Origin of the sequence: Pseudomonas sp. NFACC43, assembly GCF_900119645.1 — a bacterium.
Classification (GTDB): domain Bacteria; phylum Pseudomonadota; class Gammaproteobacteria; order Pseudomonadales; family Pseudomonadaceae; genus Aquipseudomonas.
In genome coordinates this window covers 89101-109840 of sequence record NZ_FPKK01000004.1, presented here as the reverse complement: position 1 = coordinate 109840, position 20740 = coordinate 89101, and the positions used below count along the sequence as shown (strand labels likewise).

At 62.7% G+C, this 20740-nt stretch carries 17 protein-coding genes; 8 read left to right on the top strand and 9 right to left on the bottom strand.

Annotation, left to right across the window (positions count from 1 at the left end; translation table 11 throughout):
* The first annotated feature begins 55 nt into the window (after positions 1–55).
* The 3 genes from thrC (at position 56) to BT179_RS09100 (ending at position 3419) form a co-directional block, all read left to right on the top strand.
* Positions 56–1465, top strand: coding sequence for a threonine synthase (gene thrC / locus BT179_RS09110; protein WP_072388084.1), 1410 nt, complete (start codon positions 56–58; stop codon positions 1463–1465).
* A gap of 122 nt (positions 1466–1587) precedes the next feature.
* Positions 1588–2946 (top strand): transporter substrate-binding domain-containing protein, encoded by a 1359-nt coding sequence (locus BT179_RS09105; protein ID WP_072388082.1) that lies wholly within the window; start codon positions 1588–1590, stop codon positions 2944–2946.
* Between the two features lie 185 nt (positions 2947–3131).
* On the top strand, positions 3132–3419 hold the full coding sequence (locus tag BT179_RS09100; RefSeq protein WP_072388080.1) for a DUF3509 domain-containing protein: 288 nt from the start codon (positions 3132–3134) through the stop codon (positions 3417–3419).
* Positions 3420–3617: 198 nt separating this feature from the next.
* Here the strand turns inward: BT179_RS09100 and BT179_RS09095 are convergent, their stop codons facing one another.
* A complete protein-coding gene (locus BT179_RS09095; RefSeq protein ID WP_072388079.1) occupies positions 3618–4817 on the bottom strand; it encodes a CaiB/BaiF CoA transferase family protein in 1200 nt (399 codons plus the stop codon).
* A gap of 248 nt (positions 4818–5065) precedes the next feature.
* Here BT179_RS09095 and BT179_RS09090 point away from each other — a divergent pair, with 248 nt between their 5' ends.
* The 3 genes from BT179_RS09090 (at position 5066) to BT179_RS09080 (ending at position 8849) form a co-directional block, all read left to right on the top strand.
* Positions 5066–5608 carry a YaeQ family protein gene (locus BT179_RS09090; protein WP_072388076.1) on the top strand — a complete coding sequence of 181 codons (543 nt, stop codon included), beginning with the start codon at positions 5066–5068 and terminating at the stop codon, positions 5606–5608.
* Between the two features lie 95 nt (positions 5609–5703).
* Positions 5704–7413, top strand: coding sequence for a single-stranded-DNA-specific exonuclease RecJ (gene recJ / locus BT179_RS09085; protein ID WP_072388074.1), 1710 nt, complete (start codon positions 5704–5706; stop codon positions 7411–7413).
* A gap of 329 nt (positions 7414–7742) precedes the next feature.
* The gene (locus BT179_RS09080) at positions 7743–8849 is read left to right on the top strand and encodes an NADH:flavin oxidoreductase/NADH oxidase (RefSeq protein WP_072430826.1); all 1107 of its coding nucleotides are present in this window, start codon (positions 7743–7745) and stop codon (positions 8847–8849) included.
* 132 nt (positions 8850–8981) lie between these two features.
* On the opposite strand, the gene BT179_RS09075 is transcribed toward BT179_RS09080, so the two are convergent.
* Positions 8982–10607, bottom strand: a complete 1626-nt coding sequence (locus BT179_RS09075; RefSeq protein ID WP_072388070.1) for a glucan biosynthesis protein D — start codon at positions 10605–10607, stop codon at positions 8982–8984.
* A 373-nt stretch (positions 10608–10980) separates the two neighbouring features.
* Here BT179_RS09075 and BT179_RS09070 point away from each other — a divergent pair, with 373 nt between their 5' ends.
* Positions 10981–11166 (top strand): hypothetical protein, encoded by a 186-nt coding sequence (locus tag BT179_RS09070; protein ID WP_072430855.1) that lies wholly within the window; start codon positions 10981–10983, stop codon positions 11164–11166.
* Between the two features lie 158 nt (positions 11167–11324).
* On the opposite strand, the gene BT179_RS09065 is transcribed toward BT179_RS09070, so the two are convergent.
* The 7 genes from BT179_RS09065 to BT179_RS09035 all read right to left on the bottom strand — a co-directional run bounded on the left by BT179_RS09065 (position 11325) and on the right by BT179_RS09035 (position 19656).
* Positions 11325–12749: a gamma-aminobutyraldehyde dehydrogenase gene (locus BT179_RS09065; protein ID WP_072388068.1), complete on the bottom strand. Its 1425-nt coding sequence runs from the start codon at positions 12747–12749 to the stop codon at positions 11325–11327.
* A 159-nt stretch (positions 12750–12908) separates the two neighbouring features.
* Complete coding sequence (locus tag BT179_RS09060; protein ID WP_072430827.1) at positions 12909–13727, bottom strand: ABC transporter permease; 819 nt, start codon at positions 13725–13727, stop codon at positions 12909–12911.
* A complete protein-coding gene (locus tag BT179_RS09055; RefSeq protein ID WP_072430828.1) occupies positions 13717–14664 on the bottom strand; it encodes an ABC transporter permease in 948 nt (315 codons plus the stop codon). The genes BT179_RS09060 and BT179_RS09055 overlap by 11 nt, the downstream gene beginning before the upstream one ends.
* 1 nt (position 14665) lies before the next feature.
* Positions 14666–15703 (bottom strand): ABC transporter ATP-binding protein, encoded by a 1038-nt coding sequence (locus BT179_RS09050; protein ID WP_072388062.1) that lies wholly within the window; start codon positions 15701–15703, stop codon positions 14666–14668.
* Between the two features lie 133 nt (positions 15704–15836).
* Positions 15837–16988: a putative ABC transporter substrate-binding protein YdcS gene (gene ydcS / locus BT179_RS09045; RefSeq protein ID WP_072388060.1), complete on the bottom strand. Its 1152-nt coding sequence runs from the start codon at positions 16986–16988 to the stop codon at positions 15837–15839.
* Positions 16989–17078: 90 nt separating this feature from the next.
* The gene (locus tag BT179_RS09040) at positions 17079–18536 is read right to left on the bottom strand and encodes a gamma-aminobutyraldehyde dehydrogenase (protein ID WP_072430829.1); all 1458 of its coding nucleotides are present in this window, start codon (positions 18534–18536) and stop codon (positions 17079–17081) included.
* Positions 18537–18741: 205 nt separating this feature from the next.
* The gene (locus BT179_RS09035; protein WP_072388056.1) at positions 18742–19656 is read right to left on the bottom strand and encodes a LysR family transcriptional regulator; all 915 of its coding nucleotides are present in this window, start codon (positions 19654–19656) and stop codon (positions 18742–18744) included.
* 176 nt (positions 19657–19832) lie between these two features.
* Between BT179_RS09035 and BT179_RS09030 the strand changes: the two genes are divergently transcribed.
* On the top strand, positions 19833–20546 hold the full coding sequence (locus tag BT179_RS09030; protein WP_072430830.1) for a tellurite resistance TerB family protein: 714 nt from the start codon (positions 19833–19835) through the stop codon (positions 20544–20546).
* Positions 20547–20740 lie beyond the last annotated feature (194 nt).

The following is a 20740-nucleotide window of genomic DNA, read 5'->3' as shown; positions in this document are numbered from 1 at the left end:
TCTCACTTGAGGCTTGCCGCTTGAAGCTTGAGGCTCAAACCAAAGGTTTGCCCCTATGCGCTATATCAGCACCCGCGGCCAGGCACCGGCCCTGAATTTCGAAGATGTCCTGCTGGCCGGCCTGGCCACGGACGGCGGCCTCTACGTGCCGGAAAACCTGCCGCGTTTCACCCAGGAGCAAATCGCTTCCTGGGCCGGCCTGCCGTATCACGAGCTGGCGTTCCGGGTGATGCGCCCGTTCGTCACCGGCAGCATCCCGGATGCCGATTTCAAGAAGATCCTGGAAGAAACCTACGGCGTCTTTTCCCACAACGCCATCGCACCGCTGCGTCAGCTCAACGGTAACGAGTGGGTGATGGAGCTGTTCCACGGCCCGACCCTGGCGTTCAAGGATTTCGCCCTGCAGCTGCTGGGTCGCCTGCTGGACTACGTGCTGCAAAAGCGTGGCGAGCGTGTGGTGATCATCGGCGCGACCTCCGGCGATACCGGTTCGGCCGCCATCGAAGGCTGCAAGCACTGCGAGAACGTCGATATCTTCATCCTGCACCCGCACAACCGTGTTTCGGAAGTGCAGCGCCGGCAGATGACGACGATTTTCGGCGAAAACATCCACAACATCGCCATCGAAGGCAACTTCGACGATTGCCAGGAAATGGTCAAGGCCAGCTTCGCCGACCAGGGCTTCCTCAAGGGCACACGCCTGGTGGCGGTGAACTCGATCAACTGGGCGCGGATCATGGCCCAGATCGTCTATTACTTCCACGCGGCCCTGCAGTTGGGCGGCCCGGCCCGCTCGGTAGCGTTCTCGGTGCCCACTGGCAACTTCGGTGATATCTTCGCTGGCTACCTGGCGCGCAACATGGGCCTGCCGATCAATCAGCTGATCGTCGCCACCAACCGCAACGACATCCTGCACCGCTTCATGAGCGGCAACCAGTACGTCAAGGAAACCCTGCACGCCACGCTGTCGCCATCCATGGACATCATGGTGTCGTCGAACTTCGAACGCCTGCTGTTCGACCTGCATGGGCGCAACGGTGCGGCGATTGCCGGCCTCATGGACAGCTTCAGGCAGGGCGGCGGCTTCAGCGTCGAGCCCGAGCGCTGGACCGAGGCCCGCAAGCTGTTCGACTCCCTGGCCGTGGATGATGCGCAGACCTGCGAAACCATCGCCGAGGTATTCGAGCAATCCGGCGAACTGCTCGATCCGCACACGGCCATCGGCGTGAAGGCTGCCCGCGAGTGCCGTCGCAGCCTGGACATTCCGATGGTGGTGCTGGGCACCGCTCACCCGGTCAAGTTCCCGGACGCGGTGGAGAAAGCAGGCGTAGGAAAAGCGCTTGAACTACCTGCACACCTTTCTGATTTGTTTGAGCGAGAAGAGCGCTGCACCGTGCTGCCTAATGACTTGAAAGCCGTACAGGCCTTTGTCAGCCAGCATGGCAACCGCGGCAAGCCGCTCTGACCGCTGAAACCTGTCACATTTTGAAGCCCGTCTCCTGACGGGCTTTCTTGTTTCTGCATGCCAAACTGGTCGGGTTTTCGCCCCTTGGAGGGACGGGGCGAGCCATCTCGAAGGAAATGCAGATGTTGTTTTTTATCAAATGCAAACCAGCGCTGAGCTGGGCGACAGGTCTGGCCCTGATGTGCTGGATGCAGTGGGCGAGCACGGCGCAACTGGCGGCCCTGGAATCACGACCGTTCAAGGCGGGCCAAGGGCTGGCGCTGGACACGCAGGAACTCAAGTGGATCGAGGAGCACCCCAGGGTCGTCGTGGCGTCGATGCAGTTTCCCCTGTACCTGTTCAAGAATGAGCTGGGGCAGTGGAATGGGTTGAACCACGATATTCTCCAGCGCATCGCACAAATGACCGGTCTGGAATTCGTGTACCGGGAGTCATTCTCTCCGGACCAGTTGCTGGCGATGCTGGAGGGCCGCCAAGCCGACATGACCACCACCCTGGCGATGAATGACGAGCGCCGGGACTTCCTTGCCTTCAGCCATGCATTCGGCGGTTCGGGCTGGGTCTTCGTCGGGCGTGACGGGGACTCGGCGCTCCATTCGCTGGAGCAGCTCAAGGGCAAGATCCTGGCGCTGCCGGCCCGGCACGCCCTGGAGGCGGAGATCAGGCGCGACTACCCCAGTATCGAACTGCGCACGGTCAAGACCTACGGCGAGGCGAGGGCGCTGGTGGAGAGCCGTGAGGCTCACGCCACCATCGAGAATGAAACCGGGGTCCACCTGTATCCGGCCGGGCAGTTGAAGGTAGGAAACAGCCTTGAGGGCAAGTGGGAACCGGATTATCTGGCTGTCCGCCAGGACCTGCTGCCACTGTTGAGTATTCTGAACAAGGCTCTGGAAGCGTTTCCGGCCGAAGAGATGCGTGCCCTGCGCAGCAAATGGATGGCGGGTGTGGTGCCCAGCCAGGCGCCATCGCTCTGGCTGCGTGTGTCCCGATGGGGCTATTGGTGCGTGGTGGCGATTGGCGTGTTCGGCCTGCTGTCGCTGCTGTGGAACCGTCGCCTGCAGGCGCAGATCGACCAGCGGCTGAAGGCAGAGGCCATTCTCAACGACCAGTTGCTGCTCCAGCGGGCGTTGATGGATGCCATCCCCGATCCGATCTTCATCCGTGACCTGGAAGGGCGCCTGCTCATGTGCAACAGGAGCTATGAGGAGCACTTCGCGATCCGCTTCGAAAAGCTGCGTGGGACGCGCCTGACCGACTCCACGGCGTTTCCCCCGGCCACTGCCGAGCTGCTGCATGGGGAAATGATGCAGCAGCTGCGAACGGGGCAGTCTCGGTTCATCGATCGCCAACTGATGTTCAACGGCGGCCTGAGGGATATCTACCATTGGTCGGTGCCGTTCTACGGCGCCGATGGGCAGTTGCGCGGCCTCCTGGGTGGCTGGAGCGATGCGGGGCGGCGCTGGCGTCGTGCTGAGTGAAGGCGTCGCGACACCAAGCGGTCGTGTCCCGGCAGGACTGTTGTTTGCCTGTCATATTGGGCGCGCATGCTCGGTCGAACAGGTTGGAAGCAAGCCGTTTCGGTGCGCTGAAGAACTTTCTGCTGCGGCTCACGGTCACTTACTGTGCACATGCAGTTGTTTTCGGACTATTGAAGGGTGATCGAATGGAAAGTATCAGCCTATTGCTGGGTGAGGCCTTGAGCCCCTATCAGGTCACACTGACGCCTTCCGGCGCCAAGGGTGAATGCCTGGTGACGCTCAGGAATGCCTCCGGGGCCATCATGGTTGAGCGGATGTTCAACCAGGCGCAATTGACCGACAAACGTCAACTGACCGACGTGGTCGATGGCCTGCATCGCGATGTGATGATTGCCGAGGGGCGCCTGGAGCCCTGTGTGATTGCGGCACTGCGTAATCTGGCGCGTGACAAGGTGATCCCCGTAACGAATTGAATGATAGGTCGTGGGAACCTTCCTACGTCCTTACGAGTCAGACCCTTTACCAACAAGAGCGAGCATTGTGCTCCGGTGCTTGTCGCTTGTTGTACGGACCTTGAATGGTCACGTTTAACCCCGAGTTGTCTCCCCACTTCTCGGGGTTTCTTTTTGCCTGCTGAAAAGGGGGGCACCCGTTTCGGGTGCCGAGTGCCTTCAGATGGCCCCCTCCGACCGCAGGCGAGCGATCTGCTGCGCATCGAAGCCCAGTTCGCCGAGGACCTGGGCATTGTGTTCGCCGAGGGCCGGGCCGACCCACTCGCTGCTGCCCGGTGTGTCTGAGAGCTTCGGTACGATACCCGGCATCTTGAACGGCTTGCCATCCGGCAGCCGGGCCTGCAGGAACATCTCCCGGGCCAGGAATTGTGGGTCGCTGAACATGTCTTCGGCGCTGAAGATCCGACTGGCCGGCACGTCGGCGTGGTTCAGTCGCTCCATGACGACGTCCAGGGGCAGGGAATTGACCCAGCGGTCGATGACCCCATACAACTCGTCGCGGCGGCTGTCCCGGCCGTCATTGCTGGCCAGTTGCGGGTCGTTGGCCAGGTCGTCACGCCCGATGACCTGCATGAAGCGCCTGAAGATCGCATCGCCGTTGGCGCCGATCTGCACATGCTTGCCGTCGGCGCTGGTGTGGATGGATGACGGGGTGATACCCGGCATGATGTTGCCGGTGCGTTCGCGAATGAAACCGAACACGTCGAATTCCGGGACCATGCTCTCCATCATGGCGAAGATCGCTTCGTACAAAGCCACGTCCACCACTTGCCCGGTGCCACCGTTGACTTCGCGGTGACGCAGGGCCATCAGCGCACCGATCACGCCCCAGAGGGCCGCGATGGAGTCGCCGATGGAGATCCCGGTGCGCACCGGCGGGCGATCCTCGAACCCGGTGATGTAGCGCAGGCCGCCCATGGATTCCCCCACCGCGCCAAACCCCGGTTGATCCTTCATCGGGCCGGTCTGGCCGAAGCCTGACAGGCGCACCATGACCAGTTTCGGGTTCAGCGCGTGCAACACGTCCCAGCCCAGGCCAAGTTTTTCCAGCACGCCGGGGCGAAAATTCTCGATCAGGATGTCGGCGTCGCCGATCAGCTTCTTGAGGATGTCCAGGCCTTCGGGGTGCTTGAGGTTCAGGGTGAGGGACTTCTTGTTGCGGGCCTGGACGAACCACCACAGGGACGTGCCTTCATACAATTTGCGCCACTTGCGCAGCGGATCGCCGCCGTCCGGCGATTCGATCTTGATCACCTCTGCGCCGAATTCGGCGCAGATCCGCGAAGCGAAAGGGCCGGCGATCAGGGTGCCGAGTTCGATGACTTTGACGCCGGCGAGGGGTTTGGCAGTGAGCGACATGAGCGATCCTGTAGGACAAAGGCAGAACGGATAGAGGTTTTATCATAGGCCAGCCGCCTATATGGCATGTTCTGTCAGACTCATTGGCATGTCTCGCGTCCAATCCATGGCGGTTACTCGCCCTGGGCTTTTCGCGCGCACCGGGTCAAGCAGGCCACTCGCTGGCGCAAGTCGATGGTCGGCAATTCTCGGAATGCCCGCGTCATCGGTTAGACTTGCCGACTTTCCCCGTCTCAAGAAGCCCGTTCATGGCCCAGCCGTCCACGACCTACAAGTTTGAACTGAACCTCACCGACCTCGATCGCGGTATCTACGAGAACGTGAAGCAGACCATCGCCCGCCATCCTTCGGAAACCGAAGAGCGCATGACCGTGCGCCTGTTGGCCTACGCCTTCTGGTACAACGAGCAGCTGTCATTTGGCCGGGGTCTGTCAGATGTCGACGAACCCGCACTGTGGGAAAAAAGCCTGGATGATCGGGTGCTGCACTGGATCGAAGTCGGCCAGCCCGATGCCGAGCGCCTGACCTGGTGCTCGCGTCGTACCGAACGCACCAGCCTGCTGGCGTATGGCAGCCTGCGGGTGTGGGAAGGCAAGGTTGTGCCGGCCGTCAAGGGCCTGAAGAACGTCAATATCGCCGCCGTTCCGCAAGAGGTACTGGAAACCCTGGCCCAGGACATGCCCCGCGTGATCAAGTGGGATGTGATGATCAGCGAAGGGACGATTTTCGTCACCGACGACCGTGGGCAGCATGAAGTGCAGTTGCAATGGTTGCTGGGCGAGCGCGGTTGAGCGAATGACACCGTGTAGGGGGCGCGCTTGCTCCCGCACCGCTCCCTCTGCGACACAATTGACCCCATGATCTACAGAAGAATGTCTGCTACCCCATGCGCATAGAACCTCGCCCGCTGCCCGACACCCTGCCGTTCCTTGGTGACCTGCCACCCTTGCTGACCCGCCTGTACGCGGCGCGTGGCGTACAGTCCGAGGCTGAACTGGACAAGAGCCTGGCGCGCCTGATCCCTTTCCAGCAGCTCAAGGGCATCGATGCCGCGGTGGACCTGCTGGTGGCGGCCCTGGAGCAGCGCCAACGGATCCTGATCGTCGGCGACTTCGATGCCGACGGCGCGACGGCCAGCACGGTGGGCATGCTGGGGCTGCGCCTGCTGGGGGCGGCTCATGTCGATTACCTGGTTCCCAACCGCTTCGAATACGGCTACGGGCTGACCCCGGAAATCGTCCAGGTCGCCCTGGCCCGCGAGCCGCAATTGCTGATCACCGTGGATAACGGCATTTCCAGCGTGGAAGGCGTGGCGGCGGCGAAAGCGGCGGGGCTCAAGGTGCTGGTCACCGATCACCACTTGCCCGGACCCGAACTGCCGGCGGCCGACGCCATCGTCAACCCGAACCAGCCGGGCTGCCAATTCCCGAGCAAGGCGCTGGCTGGCGTGGGCGTCATTTTCTATGTGCTGATGGCCCTGCGAGCGCGCCTGCGCAGCCTCGGCCGATACGCCGACACACCGCAGCCGAACATCGGCGAGCTGCTGGACCTGGTGGCCCTGGGCAGCGTCGCCGACGTGGTGCCCCTGGACGCCAATAACCGGATCCTGGTGCACCAGGGCCTGGAACGCATCCGCGCCGGGCGCGCCCGTCCCGGCATCAAGGCCATCCTGGAAGTCGCCCGGCGCGATCACTCGCGCATCACCTCGACTGACCTGGGGTTCATCCTCGGACCACGACTGAATGCGGCCGGGCGCCTGGATGACATGAGCCTGGGTATCGAATGCCTGCTCACCGACGACCCGAACCTGGCCCGGGACATGGCCGCGCAACTGGATGGCATGAACCAGGACCGTAAATCCATCGAGCAGGGGATGCAGCGCGAGGCGCTGGCCCAGCTCAAGGAGCTGCCGGTGGACTCGATGCCGTTCGGCTTGTGCCTGTTCGATCCCCAGTGGCACCAAGGGGTCATCGGCATTCTCGCCTCGCGGATGAAGGAGCGCTATTTCCGTCCGACCATTGCCTTCGCCGATGCCGGGGACGGCTTGCTCAAGGGTTCGGGGCGCTCGGTGCCGGGCTTTCACATTCGTGATGCGCTGAGCGTGGTGGCGGCGCAGCATCCCACCCTGATCAGCAAGTACGGCGGTCACGCCATGGCGGCCGGGCTGACCTTGCCCGAGGCGAACTTCCCGCTGTTCGCCGAGGCGTTCGATGCGGAAGTGCGCCGGCAGCTGCGCGAAGAAGACCTGACCGGCCGGCTGTTGTCGGACGGCACCCTGGCGGTGGAGGAATTTCACCTCGAACTGGCCCGGGCGCTGCGCCATGCCGGTCCCTGGGGCCAGCATTTCCCGGAGCCGATGTTCCATGGCGTGTTCCAGTTGGTCGAACAACGCGTGGTGGGCGAACGGCACCTTAAGGTCGTCCTCAAGAGCGAGTGCGGGTCGGTGAAGCTCGATGGCATCGCCTTCGGCATCGACCGCGAGGTGTGGCCGAACCCCACTGTGCGCTGGGTCGAACTGGCCTACAAACTCGACCTCAACGAGTTCCGTGGTCAGGAAACGGTGCAGTTGATGATTGCCCATATCGAACCGCGCTAGCCGATGGGCCTTTGTGGCGAGGGAGCTTGCTCGCGCTGGGCGCGCCTGCGTCCTCTTGCGATGTGATGGCTGGACGGGGGCCGCTTCGCAGCCCTGCCGGAGCAAGCTCCTCGCCACAGGGGGACGCCATTGCGTCACACCGTCGTTTTTTAAGTTCTGAACCCTCCGTCCTTGCGGGTTGTCGACTAGGCTCTAAGCACTGGTTGATAGCCCTTGTGACGTCTTGTCCATTTCTATTTTGCCCGCGGGGGCGGGTGTTGCACCTTCTGTCACTCGTCGACTTTTCAAACAGAACCCTGGAGCCTGCCCACTGATTCGAGAGGTGCCCCATGAGTCTGCTGCTGGAACCCTATACCCTACGCCAACTGACCCTGCCCAATCGCATCGCGGTGTCGCCGATGTGCCAGTATTCGAGCGCCGATGGCCTGGCCAATGACTGGCACCTGGTGCACCTGGGCAGCCGTGCCGTGGGCGGCGCCGGCCTGGTGTTCACCGAAGCCACCGCCGTCACCGCCGAAGGTCGTATCACCGCCCAGGACCTCGGGTTGTGGAACGACGAACAGATCGAACCGCTGCAGCGGATCACCCGCTTCATCACTGCCCAGGGCGCCGTGCCGGGCATTCAACTGGCCCATGCCGGGCGCAAGGCCAGCACCTGGCGCCCCTGGCTTGGCAAGCATGGCAGCGTGAAGCCGGAGGACGGCGGCTGGATCCCGGTCGGTCCGTCGCCGATTGCCTTCGATCCGCAGCACACCCAGCCGGTCCAACTGGACGAAGGCCAGATCCATGCGGTCATCCAGGCGTTCGTGGAGGCCGCCCGGCGCGCCCTGACGGCCGGTTTCAAAGTGGTCGAGGTCCATGCGGCCCATGGCTACCTGCTGCATCAGTTCCTGTCGCCGTTGAGCAATCAGCGCCGTGACCTGTACGGCGGTTCGTTCGAGAATCGCATCCGCCTGGTGCTTCAGGTCACCGAGGCGGTGCGGGCCGTATGGCCCGAGGAGTTGCCGGTGTTCGTGCGGGTATCGGCCACCGACTGGGTCGAGGATGGCTGGAACCCCGATGAAACCGTCGAGCTGGCACGGCGACTCAGGGCGGTGGGGGTGGACTTGATCGACGTATCCTCGGGCGGCACCGCGGCGAATGCGGAGATCCCCACCGGTCCGGGCTACCAGACCCGTTTCGCCGAGCGGGTGCGCAAGGAGTCGGAAATCGCCACCGGCACTGTCGGCATGATCACCGAGCCGGCCCAGGCCGAGCACATCCTGCGCACCTGCCAGGCAGACATCATTTTCCTGGCCCGCGAGTTGTTGCGCGATCCGTACTGGGCCCTGCATGCCGATGATGACCTGGGCGGACGCAAGGCCACCTGGCCGGCGCAGTACCAGCGGGCGACGCATCGGGACCAGCCGATCCACGAGTCGGATCTTCGGGACTGAATGCCGATCAAACAACAAGCCCCGGTCGTTCTGGCCGGGGCTTGTTGTTTGATCGGGTCGGGATAGTCGGTTTCTGGGTCGACCCCATCGCGAGCAGGCTCGCGATGGGCCAGCCCGGACACCCGGATTGTGTCAGGGATACTTGCGCTTATCCGGCGCTGGCGGGAAGTACTGGTACAGCCAGGTCTCGCTCAGGGTCCGGTCCTTGGTGCGAATGAACAGGCGCATTTCCACCGGGTCCACACGGTCATCCGTGGGGTACCAGTCGAAGGTGATGCGATAACCCTTGATCGCATCCAGCACCAGCACGTTGAAATCCTTCACCTCGCCATGGGAGCAGGTCACCACCGGTTCGATGCCGGTGCCCGGTGGCAGTTGGTCGAGACCGCCGCCATTGAAATCCACGGCGAAGCGACGCGCCCAGACGGTCGGGTAATGTTCGCCCGGCGCCCAGCCCTCGATGAAACCGCCCATGCCCGAACGAGTCGCATGGACCTGCGCCAGGTCCGTGCTCACTGGCGGCAGTGCGCTCCAGTAGAGTTTGTAGCCATAGTTCAGCGAATCGCCGGCCGCGACCGGTTTCTTCGGCGACCAGAACGCGACGATGTTATCCAGGGTTTCGCCGGTCGTAGGAATCTCCAGCAGGTCCACCGAGCCCTCTCCCCATGCGGTCGTAGGCTCGACCCACAGGCTTGGACGCTTGCTGTACCAGTCCACGGTGTCCTGGTAGCTCTCGAAATCATGGTCGCTCTGCACCAGGCCGAAGCCCTTCGGGTTCTTGTCGGCGAAGGCGTTGAACTGCAAGGTGGCAGGGTTGTTCAGTGGACGGCAGACCCATTCGCCGTTGCCGCGCCACATGGCCAGCCGGTCGGAGTCGTGGATCTGCGGGTGAATGGTGTCGCACATGCGCCGCTCCACGGTGCCGCAGCTGAACATGCTGGTCATCGGGGCAATGCCCAGTTGCTCGATGGCGGTACGGGCATTGACGTGGGCATCGATTTCCATCACCACCCGGGTCGGCTGGCAATCGATGTCGAATCGATAGGCACCGGTAGCGCTGGGGGAATCGAGCAGGGCGTAGACCACGAAGCGGGTGCTGTTCTTCTCCGGGGTCTCGAACCAGAACTGGGTGAAGTCCGGGAATTCCTCACGCCGTTTGGCGTAGGTATCGATGGCCAATCCACGGGCCGAAAGCCCGTACTGGCCGGTGGCGTCCACCGCGCGGAAGTAACTGGCGCCCAGGAATGAAACGATGTCGTGCCGGTCCAGTTCCGGAGCCTTGAACGCACGGAATCCGGCGAACCCCAGGTCACCCTTCAGTTGGGAGGTGTTGACCGTGGTTTTCTCATAGTTGAACAACTCGGGGCGGAAGTGCACCTCGCGGGCCATGCGGGTCTTGGGATCGACGCTGTGCATGCGCACCGGCTGCTTGAAGCCCATGCCGACGTGGAAGAACTGCACGTCCAGCTGACCGTCCAGCTCATTCCATAGCGAATGGTTGGCGTCATACCGGATGGCGTTGAACTGCAGCGGCGACATCATCGCCAGGGTTTCGGGCAAGACTTGCTTGGTATCGACATAGCTACGTTCGGCCAGGCGCCGGGCCTGTTCCTTCAACCCTTTGAAGTCAAAGGGCCGGGCTTCGCCGTCGGCGGCCTGGTCGGCGGCCCAGGCGCGCGCGGCCATGAGCCCGGAAGCGGATAGACCGGTGTAGGCGGCGAACGCCATGGAGGCTTTGAGCAGGTTCCTACGATGCATAAATACAACCTTATTCGAAGCAATCCCGAGCCGTTCCTGGCAACGGAGAGTGATTAGGGAGTTCGGACAATGCCTTTGGCCAAACGCGACAAACGTAAGAACAGATGCCTGAGAGCCGGATCGGTTCACCGCGGCGCGAAATCATAGGGGATACACAGGCAGGAGTGAGAGGGGAAACCATGACCTGGTTAAATTTTCTTACAGATATTTCTTTTTTATTGGAAGTGCCTGCAATTTTTGACTAATTACTCTAAAAATCTCTTCTCACCCTATGAATCATCCCTATTCTTAGGCTGAAAGAACGGCTCGGGCCGTCAATTCAAAGGGCTATCAGGATTCAGGTAATCCAATTCGACGTATGAAGGACAAGTTCATGACAAAAATTCAGGGCATTACCGAAATGCTGGGGCTCTTTCCAAACTTGACCCATGGGCGCAGGAAACGCCGACTCAGCCTGGAAGAATTGAGATTGGTGGAACGCTACCGGGAGCTGTCGGAAAACGACCGGATCGCCATGCGTTATCTGGTGGACGCGATGAGGAGCGTGTCGAGATTCTAAGAGCGGCCGGGCGGTGGGCGTGGCCAATCATTGCGTATATCCGTACCGGCCACCGCTGCCTGGGTTGGCGTCAACCGGCCAGCCTGCACCGATCGACGAAACCCTTGGCAGGAACAAGGCGCGGCAACCGCGGATGGGTTGCCGACATTGCCTGGCATTCAATGCTTGAACATGACATGCCGCACTACGGTGTAATCCTCCAGCCCATACATGGACATGTCCTTGCCATAGCCGGAGCGTTTCTGACCGCCGTGGGGCATTTCGCTGACGAGCATGAAGTGGGTATTCACCCAGGTGCAGCCATATTGCAGGCGTGCCGACAAGCGGTGGGCACGTCCGATGTCGGCGGTCCATACCGATGAAGCCAGGCCGTAGTCCGAATCATTGGCCCAGGCCAGCACTTGCGCCTCGTCGAGGAACGGCGTGACGGATACCACCGGCCCGAAGACTTCCCGGCGCACGATTTCGTCGTCCTGCTGGGCGTCGGCCAGTACCGTCGGTTCGAAGAAGAACCCATTGCCCTCCACCGCCTTGCCCCCGGTGACCAGGCGGATGTGCGGCTGGGCGATGGCCCGTTCGACGAAACCGGCCACGCGGTCGCGATGCTGGGCGGTGATCAGCGGGCCCATCTCGGTGTCCGGCGCGGTTTGCAGGCCGTACTTGATGCTGCCCACCGCCGCGCCGAGCTTTTCAACAAACTTTTCGTAGATGCCTTGCTGGGCATAGATCCGGCAGGCCGCTGTGCAGTCCTGGCCAGCATTGTAGAAACCGAAGGTGCGGATGCCTTCCACTGCCGCGTCGATGTCGGCGTCGTCGAAGATGATCACCGGGGCCTTGCCGCCCAGTTCCATGTGCGTGCGTTTGACGCTGTCGGCGGTGCTGGAAATGATGTTCGAGCCGGTGGCGATGGAGCCGGTCAGCGACACCATACGCACTTTCGGATGGGTCACCAACGGCTGGCCGACGGTCTGTCCACGGCCGAACACGACATTGAGCACGCCGGCCGGGAAAATTCCGGACGCCAGTTCCGCCAGCCGCAACGCCGTCAGCGGGGTCTGTTCCGACGGCTTGAGCACTACGGTATTGCCGGCGGCCAGGGCTGGTGCGATCTTCCAGGCGACCATCATCAGTGGGTAGTTCCACGGCGCGATGGATGCGATGACCCCCACCGGGTCGCGACGGATCATCGAGGTGTGACCCGGCAGGTATTCGCCGCCGGCCGAACCGTTCATGCAGCGGCTGGCGCCGGCAAAGAAGCGGAACACGTCGGCGATCGCCGGGATCTCGTCGTTCAGCGCGGCGCTCAAGGGTTTGCCGCAGTTGTCCGACTCCAGCTTCGCCAGTTCCTCGCCGTTGGCCTCGATGGCATCGGCGAGCTTGAGCAGCAGCAGGGCACGGTCCTTGGGGGGCACTTGCGACCAACTGTCGAAGGCGCCGTCGGCGGCACGCACGGCGGCATCGACCTGGGCCTCGCTGGCCTCGTTGATTTCCACCAGCACCCGTCCCAGGGCAGGGTTGAACACCGCCTGGCCGGGGCCTTCGCCGTTCACCAGCTGGCCGTTGATCAGCAGTTTGGTTTGCATGTCCAAGTCCTCTCTTGAATGTTTTCCCAAGTCCCCTGCGGGAGCGAGCTTGCTCGCGATAGCGGTGGTCATTGAGCCTTTGCAGCGACTGACTCGACGCCTTCGCGAGCTAGCTCGCTCCCACGCGGTTGCGGTTTCCCAGTGAGCGATCACTGTGGATTATTTCCCGCCGCTACCGGCCACGCTCTCACCCCCTCGGGTCAGGTAATAGGCGCCCAGTATCGGCAACATCGTCACCAGCATCACCAGCATCGCCACCACGTTGGTCACCGGCACGTCGCGGGGGCGGCTGAGCTGGTTGAGCAGCCACAGCGGCAAGGTGCGTTCGTGACCGGCGGTAAAGGTGGTGACGATGATCTCGTCGAACGACAGCGCGAACGCCAGCATCCCGCCTGCCAGCAACGCCGAGCCGAGGTTGGGCAGGATGATGTAGCGAAAGGTCTGCCAGCCGTCGGCGCCCAGGTCCATGGACGCTTCGATCAAGCTGTGGGAAGTGCGACGCAGGCGGGCGATGACGTTGTTATAGACGATCACCACGCAAAAGGTCGCGTGGCCCACGACGATCGTGAACATCCCGGGCTCGATTCCCAGGGTCTTGAAGGAGGCCAGCAGGGCAATGCCGGTGATGACGCCCGGCAGGGCGATCGGCAGGATCAGCATCAGCGAGATCCCCTGTTTGCCGAAGAAGTCACGGCGATACAGCGCGGCCGAAGCCAGGGTGCCGAGTACCATGGCGATCAGCGTGGCAATGGCCGCCACCTGCAATGACAGCTTGATGGCCTCCAGGACGTCAGGGCGCGAGAACGCCACGCTGAACCACTTCAGGGTCAGGCCCTTGGGCGGAAAACTGAAGGCTGCATCCTCGGTGTTGAAGGCGTAGAGGAAGATGATCAGGATCGGGAAATGCAGGAACACCAGTCCGCCCCACGCCGCGATCCGCAAGCCCCAGGAGGCCCGGTCTTGAGAGTCAGAGTGCATCGAAAGCCCCCAGGCGTTTGACGATAGACAGGTAGATGGCAATCAGCACGATGGGCACCAGGGTGAACGCCGCGGCCATGGGCATGTTGCCGATGGCGCCTTGCTGGGCGTAGACCATGCTGCCGACGAAGTAGCCCGGCGGGCCCACCAGCTGCGGCACGATGAAATCCCCCAGGGTCAGTGAGAAGGTGAAGATCGAGCCGGCGGCGATGCCCGGGATCGACAACGGCAGGATCACGTGCATGAAGGTCTGGCGCGGCCTGGCGCCCAGGTCCGCCGAGGCTTGCAGCAATGACGGCGGCAGGCGCTCCAGGGAGGCCTGGATCGGCAGGATCATGAACGGCAGCCAGATGTAGACGAACACCAGGAAACGGCCCAGGTGCGACGTGGACAAGGTACTGCCGCCCACGCCGGCAATCCCCAGTGCGAACTGCAACACCGGCTCCAGGCCCAGGTGCTGGACGAACCACTGGGCCACGCCGCCCTTGGCCAGCAACAGTGTCCAGGCATAGGCCTTGACGATATAACTGGCCCACATCGGCAGCATCACCGCGATGTAGAAAAACGCCTTGGTCTTGCCGCGGGTGTAGCGGGCCATGTAGTAGGCAATCGGGAACGCGACGATGGCGCTGGCGATGGACACGACGATGGCCATGCCCAGGGTGCGCAGGATGATGTCGAAGTTCGAGGGCTGGAACAGCGCGATGAAATTCGCCAGGGTCAGGTCAGGCGTGACCGCCATGGTGAAGTCGTCGAAGGTGTAGAAACCCTGCCACAACAACGTCAGCAGCGAGCCCAGGTAGATCGCGCCGAACCAGATCAGCGGCGGTACCAGCAGCAGCGACAGGTACAGGTTGGGGCGTCGGTAGAGCAGGTTGGAAAAACGTCGCAACGCAGAACCGGAGGTGGACGTCTGGGGCAGGGCCTGGGTGTTCATGTCACACCTCGCCGCCGACGGTGTCATGCAACACGACCATCGCTTCCCGGGCCCAGCGAATGCGCAACGGTTGGCCGGCCTGATGCTGGGCCGCGTTGTCGGTCCATTGGGTATTGGCCTGGCTGAGGTTCAGGGTCTGGCCGTTGTCGAGTTTCACCTCGTAGCGCGTGGCGCTGCCCTGGTACTGGATGTCGTGAAGCAGTCCCTGGACTTCGATTTCATTGCCGGCGAGCGGGCCTTCGGCGAAGCGCACGTGTTCCGGGCGGATCGAAAACGCCTGTGGATAACCACTCAATTGCCGAGCCAGTTCGCCACGGATCACATTGGAGGTGCCGACGAACTCGGCGACGAAGGTGGTCGCCGGTTTCATGTACAGGTTGCGCGGCGTATCGACCTGTTCGATGCGCCCCTTGTTGAACACCGCCACGCGGTCGGACATCGACAAGGCTTCGGTCTGGTCGTGGGTGACGAAAATGAAGGTGATGCCCAACTGGCGTTGCAGTTTCTTCAACTCTCCCTGCATCTGTTCGCGCAGCTTGAGATCGAGGGCGCCCAGGGGTTCGTCCAGCAGCAACACCCGTGGACGGTTGACCAGCGCCCGGGCCAGGGCCACGCGCTGGCGCTGGCCGCCGGAAAGTTGCACCGGCTTGCGCTCGCCATAGCCGCCCAGGGCAACCATCTGCAGGGCTTCATCGGCGCGCTGGATGCGCTCGGCCTTGGCGACGCCTTTGACTTTCAGGCCATAGGCGACGTTGTCGCGCACATTCATATGGGGAAACAGGGCGTAATCCTGGAAGACCGTGTTCACGTCGCGCTGATAGGGCGGCAATCCGGCGGCTTCCTCGCCATGGATACGGATCGAGCCGGCGCTGGGCTGTTCGAAACCGGCGATCAGCCGCAGGCAGGTGGTCTTGCCCGAACCGGAAGGGCCCAGCATGGAAAAGAACTCGCCGTCCTGGATGTCGATGGAAACCCGGTCAACGGCCTTCACTTCACCGAACTGACGGGATACCTGGGTGAACTGGACTGCAAGTGTCATGGTGCGGTGCTCCAGAAAGCGGGGCTTCTATTGAGTCATGGCTGGATTGTCGGGCACGGACCTGTGGCGAGGGGATAAATCCCCTCGTCACAAGAGCGGTGCTCAGCTCCGGTTTTTTCGCCGACTGAGGGACTTAGCGCCCACCCATGATCGCAATGTAGTCCTGGGTCCAGCGGCTGTAGGGCACGTACTTGCCGCCCTCGGCCTGTGGAGTTTTCCAGAAGGCGATCTTGTCGAACTGGTCGAAGCCGTTGGTCTTGCAGCCTTCGGCCCCCAGCAGTTCACTGCCCGTGCACGCTGCCGGCACCGCTGGCAGGGAACCGAACCAGGCCGCCACGTCACCCTGGACTTTCGGTTGCAGCGACCAGTCCATCCACTTGTACGCACAGTTGGGGTGCTTGGCGTCGGCGTGGAGCATCGTGGTATCGGCCCAGCCGGTGGCGCCTTCTTTTGGAATGGTCGAGGCGATCGGTTGTTTCTCGTTCATCAGGCCGTTGACCTGATACGGCCAGGCGCCGGACGCCACCACACCTTCGTTCTTGAAGTCGCTCATCTGCACGGTGGTGTCGTGCCAGTAGCGGTGGATCAACGGTTGCTGGGCCCGCAGCAATTCCAGCACGGCCTTGTATTGCGCTTCATCGAGTTGGTACGGGTCCTTGATGCCCAGCTCGGGCTTGGCGGTCTTGAGGTACAGCGCCGCGTCGGCGATATAGATCGGGCCATCATAGGCTTGTACGCGACCTTTGTTCGGCTTGCCGTCCGGCAGGTCCTGGGCGCTGAACAGCACGCTCCAGCTGGTGGGCGGTTGCTTGAACACGTCGGTGTTGTACATCAGCACGTTCGGCCCCCACTGGTACGGGGTGCCGTAGGTCTGCTGGTTGACCACGTACCACGGCGCATCCTTGAGACGTGGATCGAGGTTCTTCCAGTTGGGAATCAGGGCGGTATTGATCGGCTGCACGCGCTTGCCGGCAATCAGCCGCAGCGAGGCATCGCCGGAGGCGGTGACCAGGTCGTAGCCGCCCTTGGTCATCAGACTGACCATTTCGTCGGAGGTCGCGGCGGTTTTCACATTGACCTTGCAGCCGGTTTCTTTCTCGAATCCGGTCACCCAATCGTAGGCCTTGTCGGTTTCACCGCGTTCGATGTAGCCCGGCCAGGCGACGATATCCAGTTGGCCTTCCCCTGCGCCAACAGCCTTGGCTGGTTCGGCGGCCTGCAGGCTGACGCTGGTCAGCAGCGCCGTGGTGATTGCGCTGAGCAATGCGGTCTTGTGCGCGTACATGGAAATCCCTCTTGCTTTAATTATGGTCGGGGCAGTGTTTCAACAGGGTGAAGCGCCATTGAAGGCCTGTTATTAGAGTAGTGCTGTTATCTACAGATGCTGGCCGTGGCGGGCCATGATGTGGCGCACCACGCTGTAGTCCTGGAGCGAGTCGCTGGACAGGTCTTTCCCATAACCCGAACGTTTCAGGCCGCCATGGGGCATTTCGCTGACCAGCATGAAGTGGCTGTTGATCCAGGTGCAGCCGTATTGCAGCCGTGCCGCCACCTGCATCGCCTTGTCCAGGTTCTGTGTCCATACCGAGGAGGCCAGGCCGTATTCGGAGTCGTTGGCCCAATCCACCGCCTGGCTGAGCTCGTCGAAGCGGGTCACGGTGACGACCGGGCCGAACACCTCACGCTGGACGATCTCGTCGCTTTGCTTGCAACCGGCCAGCAGGGTGGGCTGATAGAAGAAACCCGCGCCGGAATGCACCGCCGCGCCGGTGATGCGTTCGATGTGGGGCTGGCCGAGGGCGCGCTCGACGAAACTGGCGACACGGTCGCGCTGGCGGGTGCTGATCAGCGGGCCGATTTCATTGTCGGCATCGCGCCTGCCGGCAAAGCGCAGGCTGCTGACCGCCGCGCCGAGCTCGGCCACCAGGCGGTCGTGAATGCCGTCCTGGGCGTAGATCCGGCAGGCTGCGGTGCAATCCTGTCCGGCGTTGTAATAACCGTAGGTGCGCACGCCTTCGACCACGGCCTGCAGGTCGGCGTCATCGCATACGATCACTGGCGCCTTGCCGCCCAATTCCAGGTGCGTACGCTTGAGCGTCTTTGCCGCTGCCTGGAGGATCTTCTGCCCGGTGACGATATCGCCGGTCAGGGAAACCATGCGCACCTTGGGGTGACTGACCAGGTGGCTGCCCACCCCTTCGCCGCCTCCGCAGATGATGTTGATCACGCCTGGCGGCAGGATCCGGGCCAATACCGGTGCCAGGGCCAGGATCGACAGCGGCGTGTGCTCCGACGGTTTGAACACCAGGGTATTGCCGGCGGCCAGGGCGGGGGCGATTTTCCACGCGGCCATCATGATCGGGTAATTCCACGGGGCGATGGATGCCACCACCCCAATCGGGTCGCGGCGCACCATGCTGGTGTAGCCAGGCAGGTATTCGCCGCTGAGCTGGCCGGTCTGGCAGCGCACGGCGCCGGCGAAGAAGCGGAACACGTCCACCGTGGCGCTCAGGTCATCCTGGCGCGCCAGGTGCAGCGGTTTGCCGCAGTTCAGGGATTCGAGGCGAGCCAGTTGATCGGCGTTCCTTTCGATGGCGCCAGCGATGTCCAGCAGCAGGTTGGAGCGTTGTTGCGGCGTGGTGCGCGACCACCCGTCGAAGGCGCGATGGGCGGCCAGGATCGCGGCTTCCACCTGCTCGCTGCTGGCTTCGGCGATGTGGGCCAGCACCTCACCGGTGGCCGGGTTGAGGATCGGCTCGACAGGGCCTTCACCGGCAACGAGCTCTGCGTCGATCAGCAACGCGGTGCACAACGGGGTTTGCGTGTCAGCCATGTCCGATTTCTCTTCTTTCGGTTGAAACACAGAACCTGTGGGAGCGAGCTTGCTCGCGATGACGGTCTATCTATCCGACGACAAATGCGTTGCTGACACTTCGCCATCGCGAGCAAGCTCGCTCCCACCAGGGTCGCGGTCATGCAGCAAGACTAGTGCTCAGCCTCAAGGCCGACAAATTCGAAATACTCAAGGCTGCATTCGATTAAATAGATGGCTTGCGCCCGCCATGAGGCTGTTCCCGGGCGACGGCCAGGAACGGATCGACCGACGCCGGCCGCGCCGTGCCCCGGCGCCAGGCCAGGCCGACGTCGAGGGTCTGGCTGAGGTCGGCAATCGGTCGCGCCTCGATGATGTCGCCTTCCAGCGACCAGGGGCGGTAGGTCATGTCCGGCTGGATCGACACACCAAGCCCCGCCGCCACCAGGCTGCGCACCGCTTCGGTGGAAGCGGTGCGCAGGGTGATCTTCGGTTGCAAGCCGGCACCGCGCCACAGGCGCTGGGCGTTGCGGTCCATTTCGTCGACATTCAGCTGGATCAGTGGCTCACGGGTGACATCGGCCAGGTTGATGCTGTCGCGCTCCAGCAGCGGGTGCTGCGCCGGCAGCCACAAGCGGTGGGGGGAATGGGTCAGCACCTCGGTCTGCAAGGCGTGACGGTCTTCCAGGTTGGACAGGATCAGCACCCCGACATCGATTTCGCCGCTGACCAGCAGGTGCTCGATATACGGCCGTTCGTCCTCCATCACCCGGATGTCCACGTTGGGGTAGGCGCGCTGGAAGCGAGTCAGCAGGTCCGCCAGGTAGTAGCCGGCCACCAGGCTGGTGACACCGATGGTGACCTGGCCGGCCACCTGGTCGGTGCTGTGTTGCAGGCTGCGCTTGGCATTGTCGACGGTGGCCAGGATCAGATGGGCCTGGCGCAGGAATTGATGCCCCTGGTGCGTCAGGGTCATGCCCTTGGCGTGACGATTGAACAGGCTGACGCCGATTTCCTGCTCCAGTTGCTGGATGGCCAGGGTCAGGGTGGACTGGGAAATGAAGGCCGTCTGTGCGGCGGCGGAAATCGAGCCGGTCTCGGCCACGGCGATGAAATGGCGAATCTGGCGCAACGTCATCATGGGAAAGCATCCGGTCGGCGGTTTTATCGATCTGCCGCAGTGTATATCGGTTTTTTCAATGGGTAGCGAGGGGAGGGGCAACATCTCGAAGCAATCTCGCCAGGGGCAGCGGGGCACTTTCGATCTAGGCTGATGGCCTTAATGATCCGGTTACCCCGAATGCGTGGAGGCAGCAAATGAACACTCGCGGATTGCTCGACCAGCTACTCAAGTCCGGTCAGGAAATGTTGCAGAACAAGGCGGGCGCTTCCCAGGGCAAATCGTCCGGTGGCTTGGGCGGGCTGCTCGGCGGTGCCGGTGGCAACCTCGGCGGCCTGCTGTCCGGCGCAGGCGGCGGGGCGCTGGCCGCCGGGGCCATGGGCTTGTTGCTGGGCAACAAGAAAGCCCGCAATTTCGGCGGCAAGGCCCTGGCCTATGGTGGCCTGGCCGCCCTGGGCGTGATCGCCTACAAGGCTTATGGCAACTGGCAGGCCCAGCAGGGCAGCGCCCCGAAAACCGAACCGCAGACCCTGGACCGCGTTCCTGCGGCGCAGGTCGAGCAGCATAGCCAGGCGATCCTCAGGGCGCTGGTGGCGGCGGCCAAGGCCGATGGTCACGTGGACGAGCGTGAGCGGCAGTTGATCGAGGGCGAATTCACCAAGCTCGACAGCGACCAGGAACTGCAGCACTGGCTGCATGCCGAGCTCAACAAACCCCTGGATCCGGCCGACGTCGCCCGTGCCGCCAGCACGCCGGAAATCGCCGCGGAGATGTACATCGCCAGCGTGATGCTGGTGGACGAGGAAAACTTCATGGAGAAGTCCTACCTCGATGAACTGGCGCGCCAACTCAAGCTGGAGCCGGGGTTGAAGGCAGAACTGGAAAAGCAGGTGCGCCAGGCGAGTGCCTAGAACAGCCCCAACACAATTCCCTGTGGGAGTGTTTGGCAGTCTTGTGTGCCAGCGCTATTTCCTGTGGGAGCGAGCTTGCTCGCGATGGCGTTTGGTCAGTCGCAGCGTTTCGACGGGTACATCGTTATCGCGAGCAAGCTCGCTCTCACAGGAACGCACTCCATCGCTATCCTGACTTGATCAAAATCCTCCCA

Bases quoted from the DNA above. Each gene is read 5' to 3' on its own strand.
- thrC (WP_072388084.1), top strand. From the start codon at position 56: ATGCGCTATATCAGCACCCGCGGCCAGGCACCGGCCCTGAATTTCGAA.
- BT179_RS09105 (WP_072388082.1), top strand. From the start codon at position 1,588: ATGTTGTTTTTTATCAAATGCAAACCAGCGCTGAGCTGGGCGACAGGT.
- BT179_RS09100 (WP_072388080.1), top strand. From the start codon at position 3,132: ATGGAAAGTATCAGCCTATTGCTGGGTGAGGCCTTGAGCCCCTATCAG.
- BT179_RS09095 (WP_072388079.1), bottom strand. From the start codon at position 4,817: ATGTCGCTCACTGCCAAACCCCTCGCCGGCGTCAAAGTCATCGAACTC.
- BT179_RS09090 (WP_072388076.1), top strand. From the start codon at position 5,066: ATGGCCCAGCCGTCCACGACCTACAAGTTTGAACTGAACCTCACCGAC.
- recJ (WP_072388074.1), top strand. From the start codon at position 5,704: ATGCGCATAGAACCTCGCCCGCTGCCCGACACCCTGCCGTTCCTTGGT.
- BT179_RS09080 (WP_072430826.1), top strand. From the start codon at position 7,743: ATGAGTCTGCTGCTGGAACCCTATACCCTACGCCAACTGACCCTGCCC.
- BT179_RS09075 (WP_072388070.1), bottom strand. From the start codon at position 10,607: ATGCATCGTAGGAACCTGCTCAAAGCCTCCATGGCGTTCGCCGCCTAC.
- BT179_RS09070 (WP_072430855.1), top strand. From the start codon at position 10,981: ATGACAAAAATTCAGGGCATTACCGAAATGCTGGGGCTCTTTCCAAAC.
- BT179_RS09065 (WP_072388068.1), bottom strand. From the start codon at position 12,749: ATGCAAACCAAACTGCTGATCAACGGCCAGCTGGTGAACGGCGAAGGC.
- BT179_RS09060 (WP_072430827.1), bottom strand. From the start codon at position 13,727: ATGCACTCTGACTCTCAAGACCGGGCCTCCTGGGGCTTGCGGATCGCG.
- BT179_RS09055 (WP_072430828.1), bottom strand. From the start codon at position 14,664: ATGAACACCCAGGCCCTGCCCCAGACGTCCACCTCCGGTTCTGCGTTG.
- BT179_RS09050 (WP_072388062.1), bottom strand. From the start codon at position 15,703: ATGACACTTGCAGTCCAGTTCACCCAGGTATCCCGTCAGTTCGGTGAA.
- ydcS (WP_072388060.1), bottom strand. From the start codon at position 16,988: ATGTACGCGCACAAGACCGCATTGCTCAGCGCAATCACCACGGCGCTG.
- BT179_RS09040 (WP_072430829.1), bottom strand. From the start codon at position 18,536: ATGGCTGACACGCAAACCCCGTTGTGCACCGCGTTGCTGATCGACGCA.
- BT179_RS09035 (WP_072388056.1), bottom strand. From the start codon at position 19,656: ATGATGACGTTGCGCCAGATTCGCCATTTCATCGCCGTGGCCGAGACC.
- BT179_RS09030 (WP_072430830.1), top strand. From the start codon at position 19,833: ATGAACACTCGCGGATTGCTCGACCAGCTACTCAAGTCCGGTCAGGAA.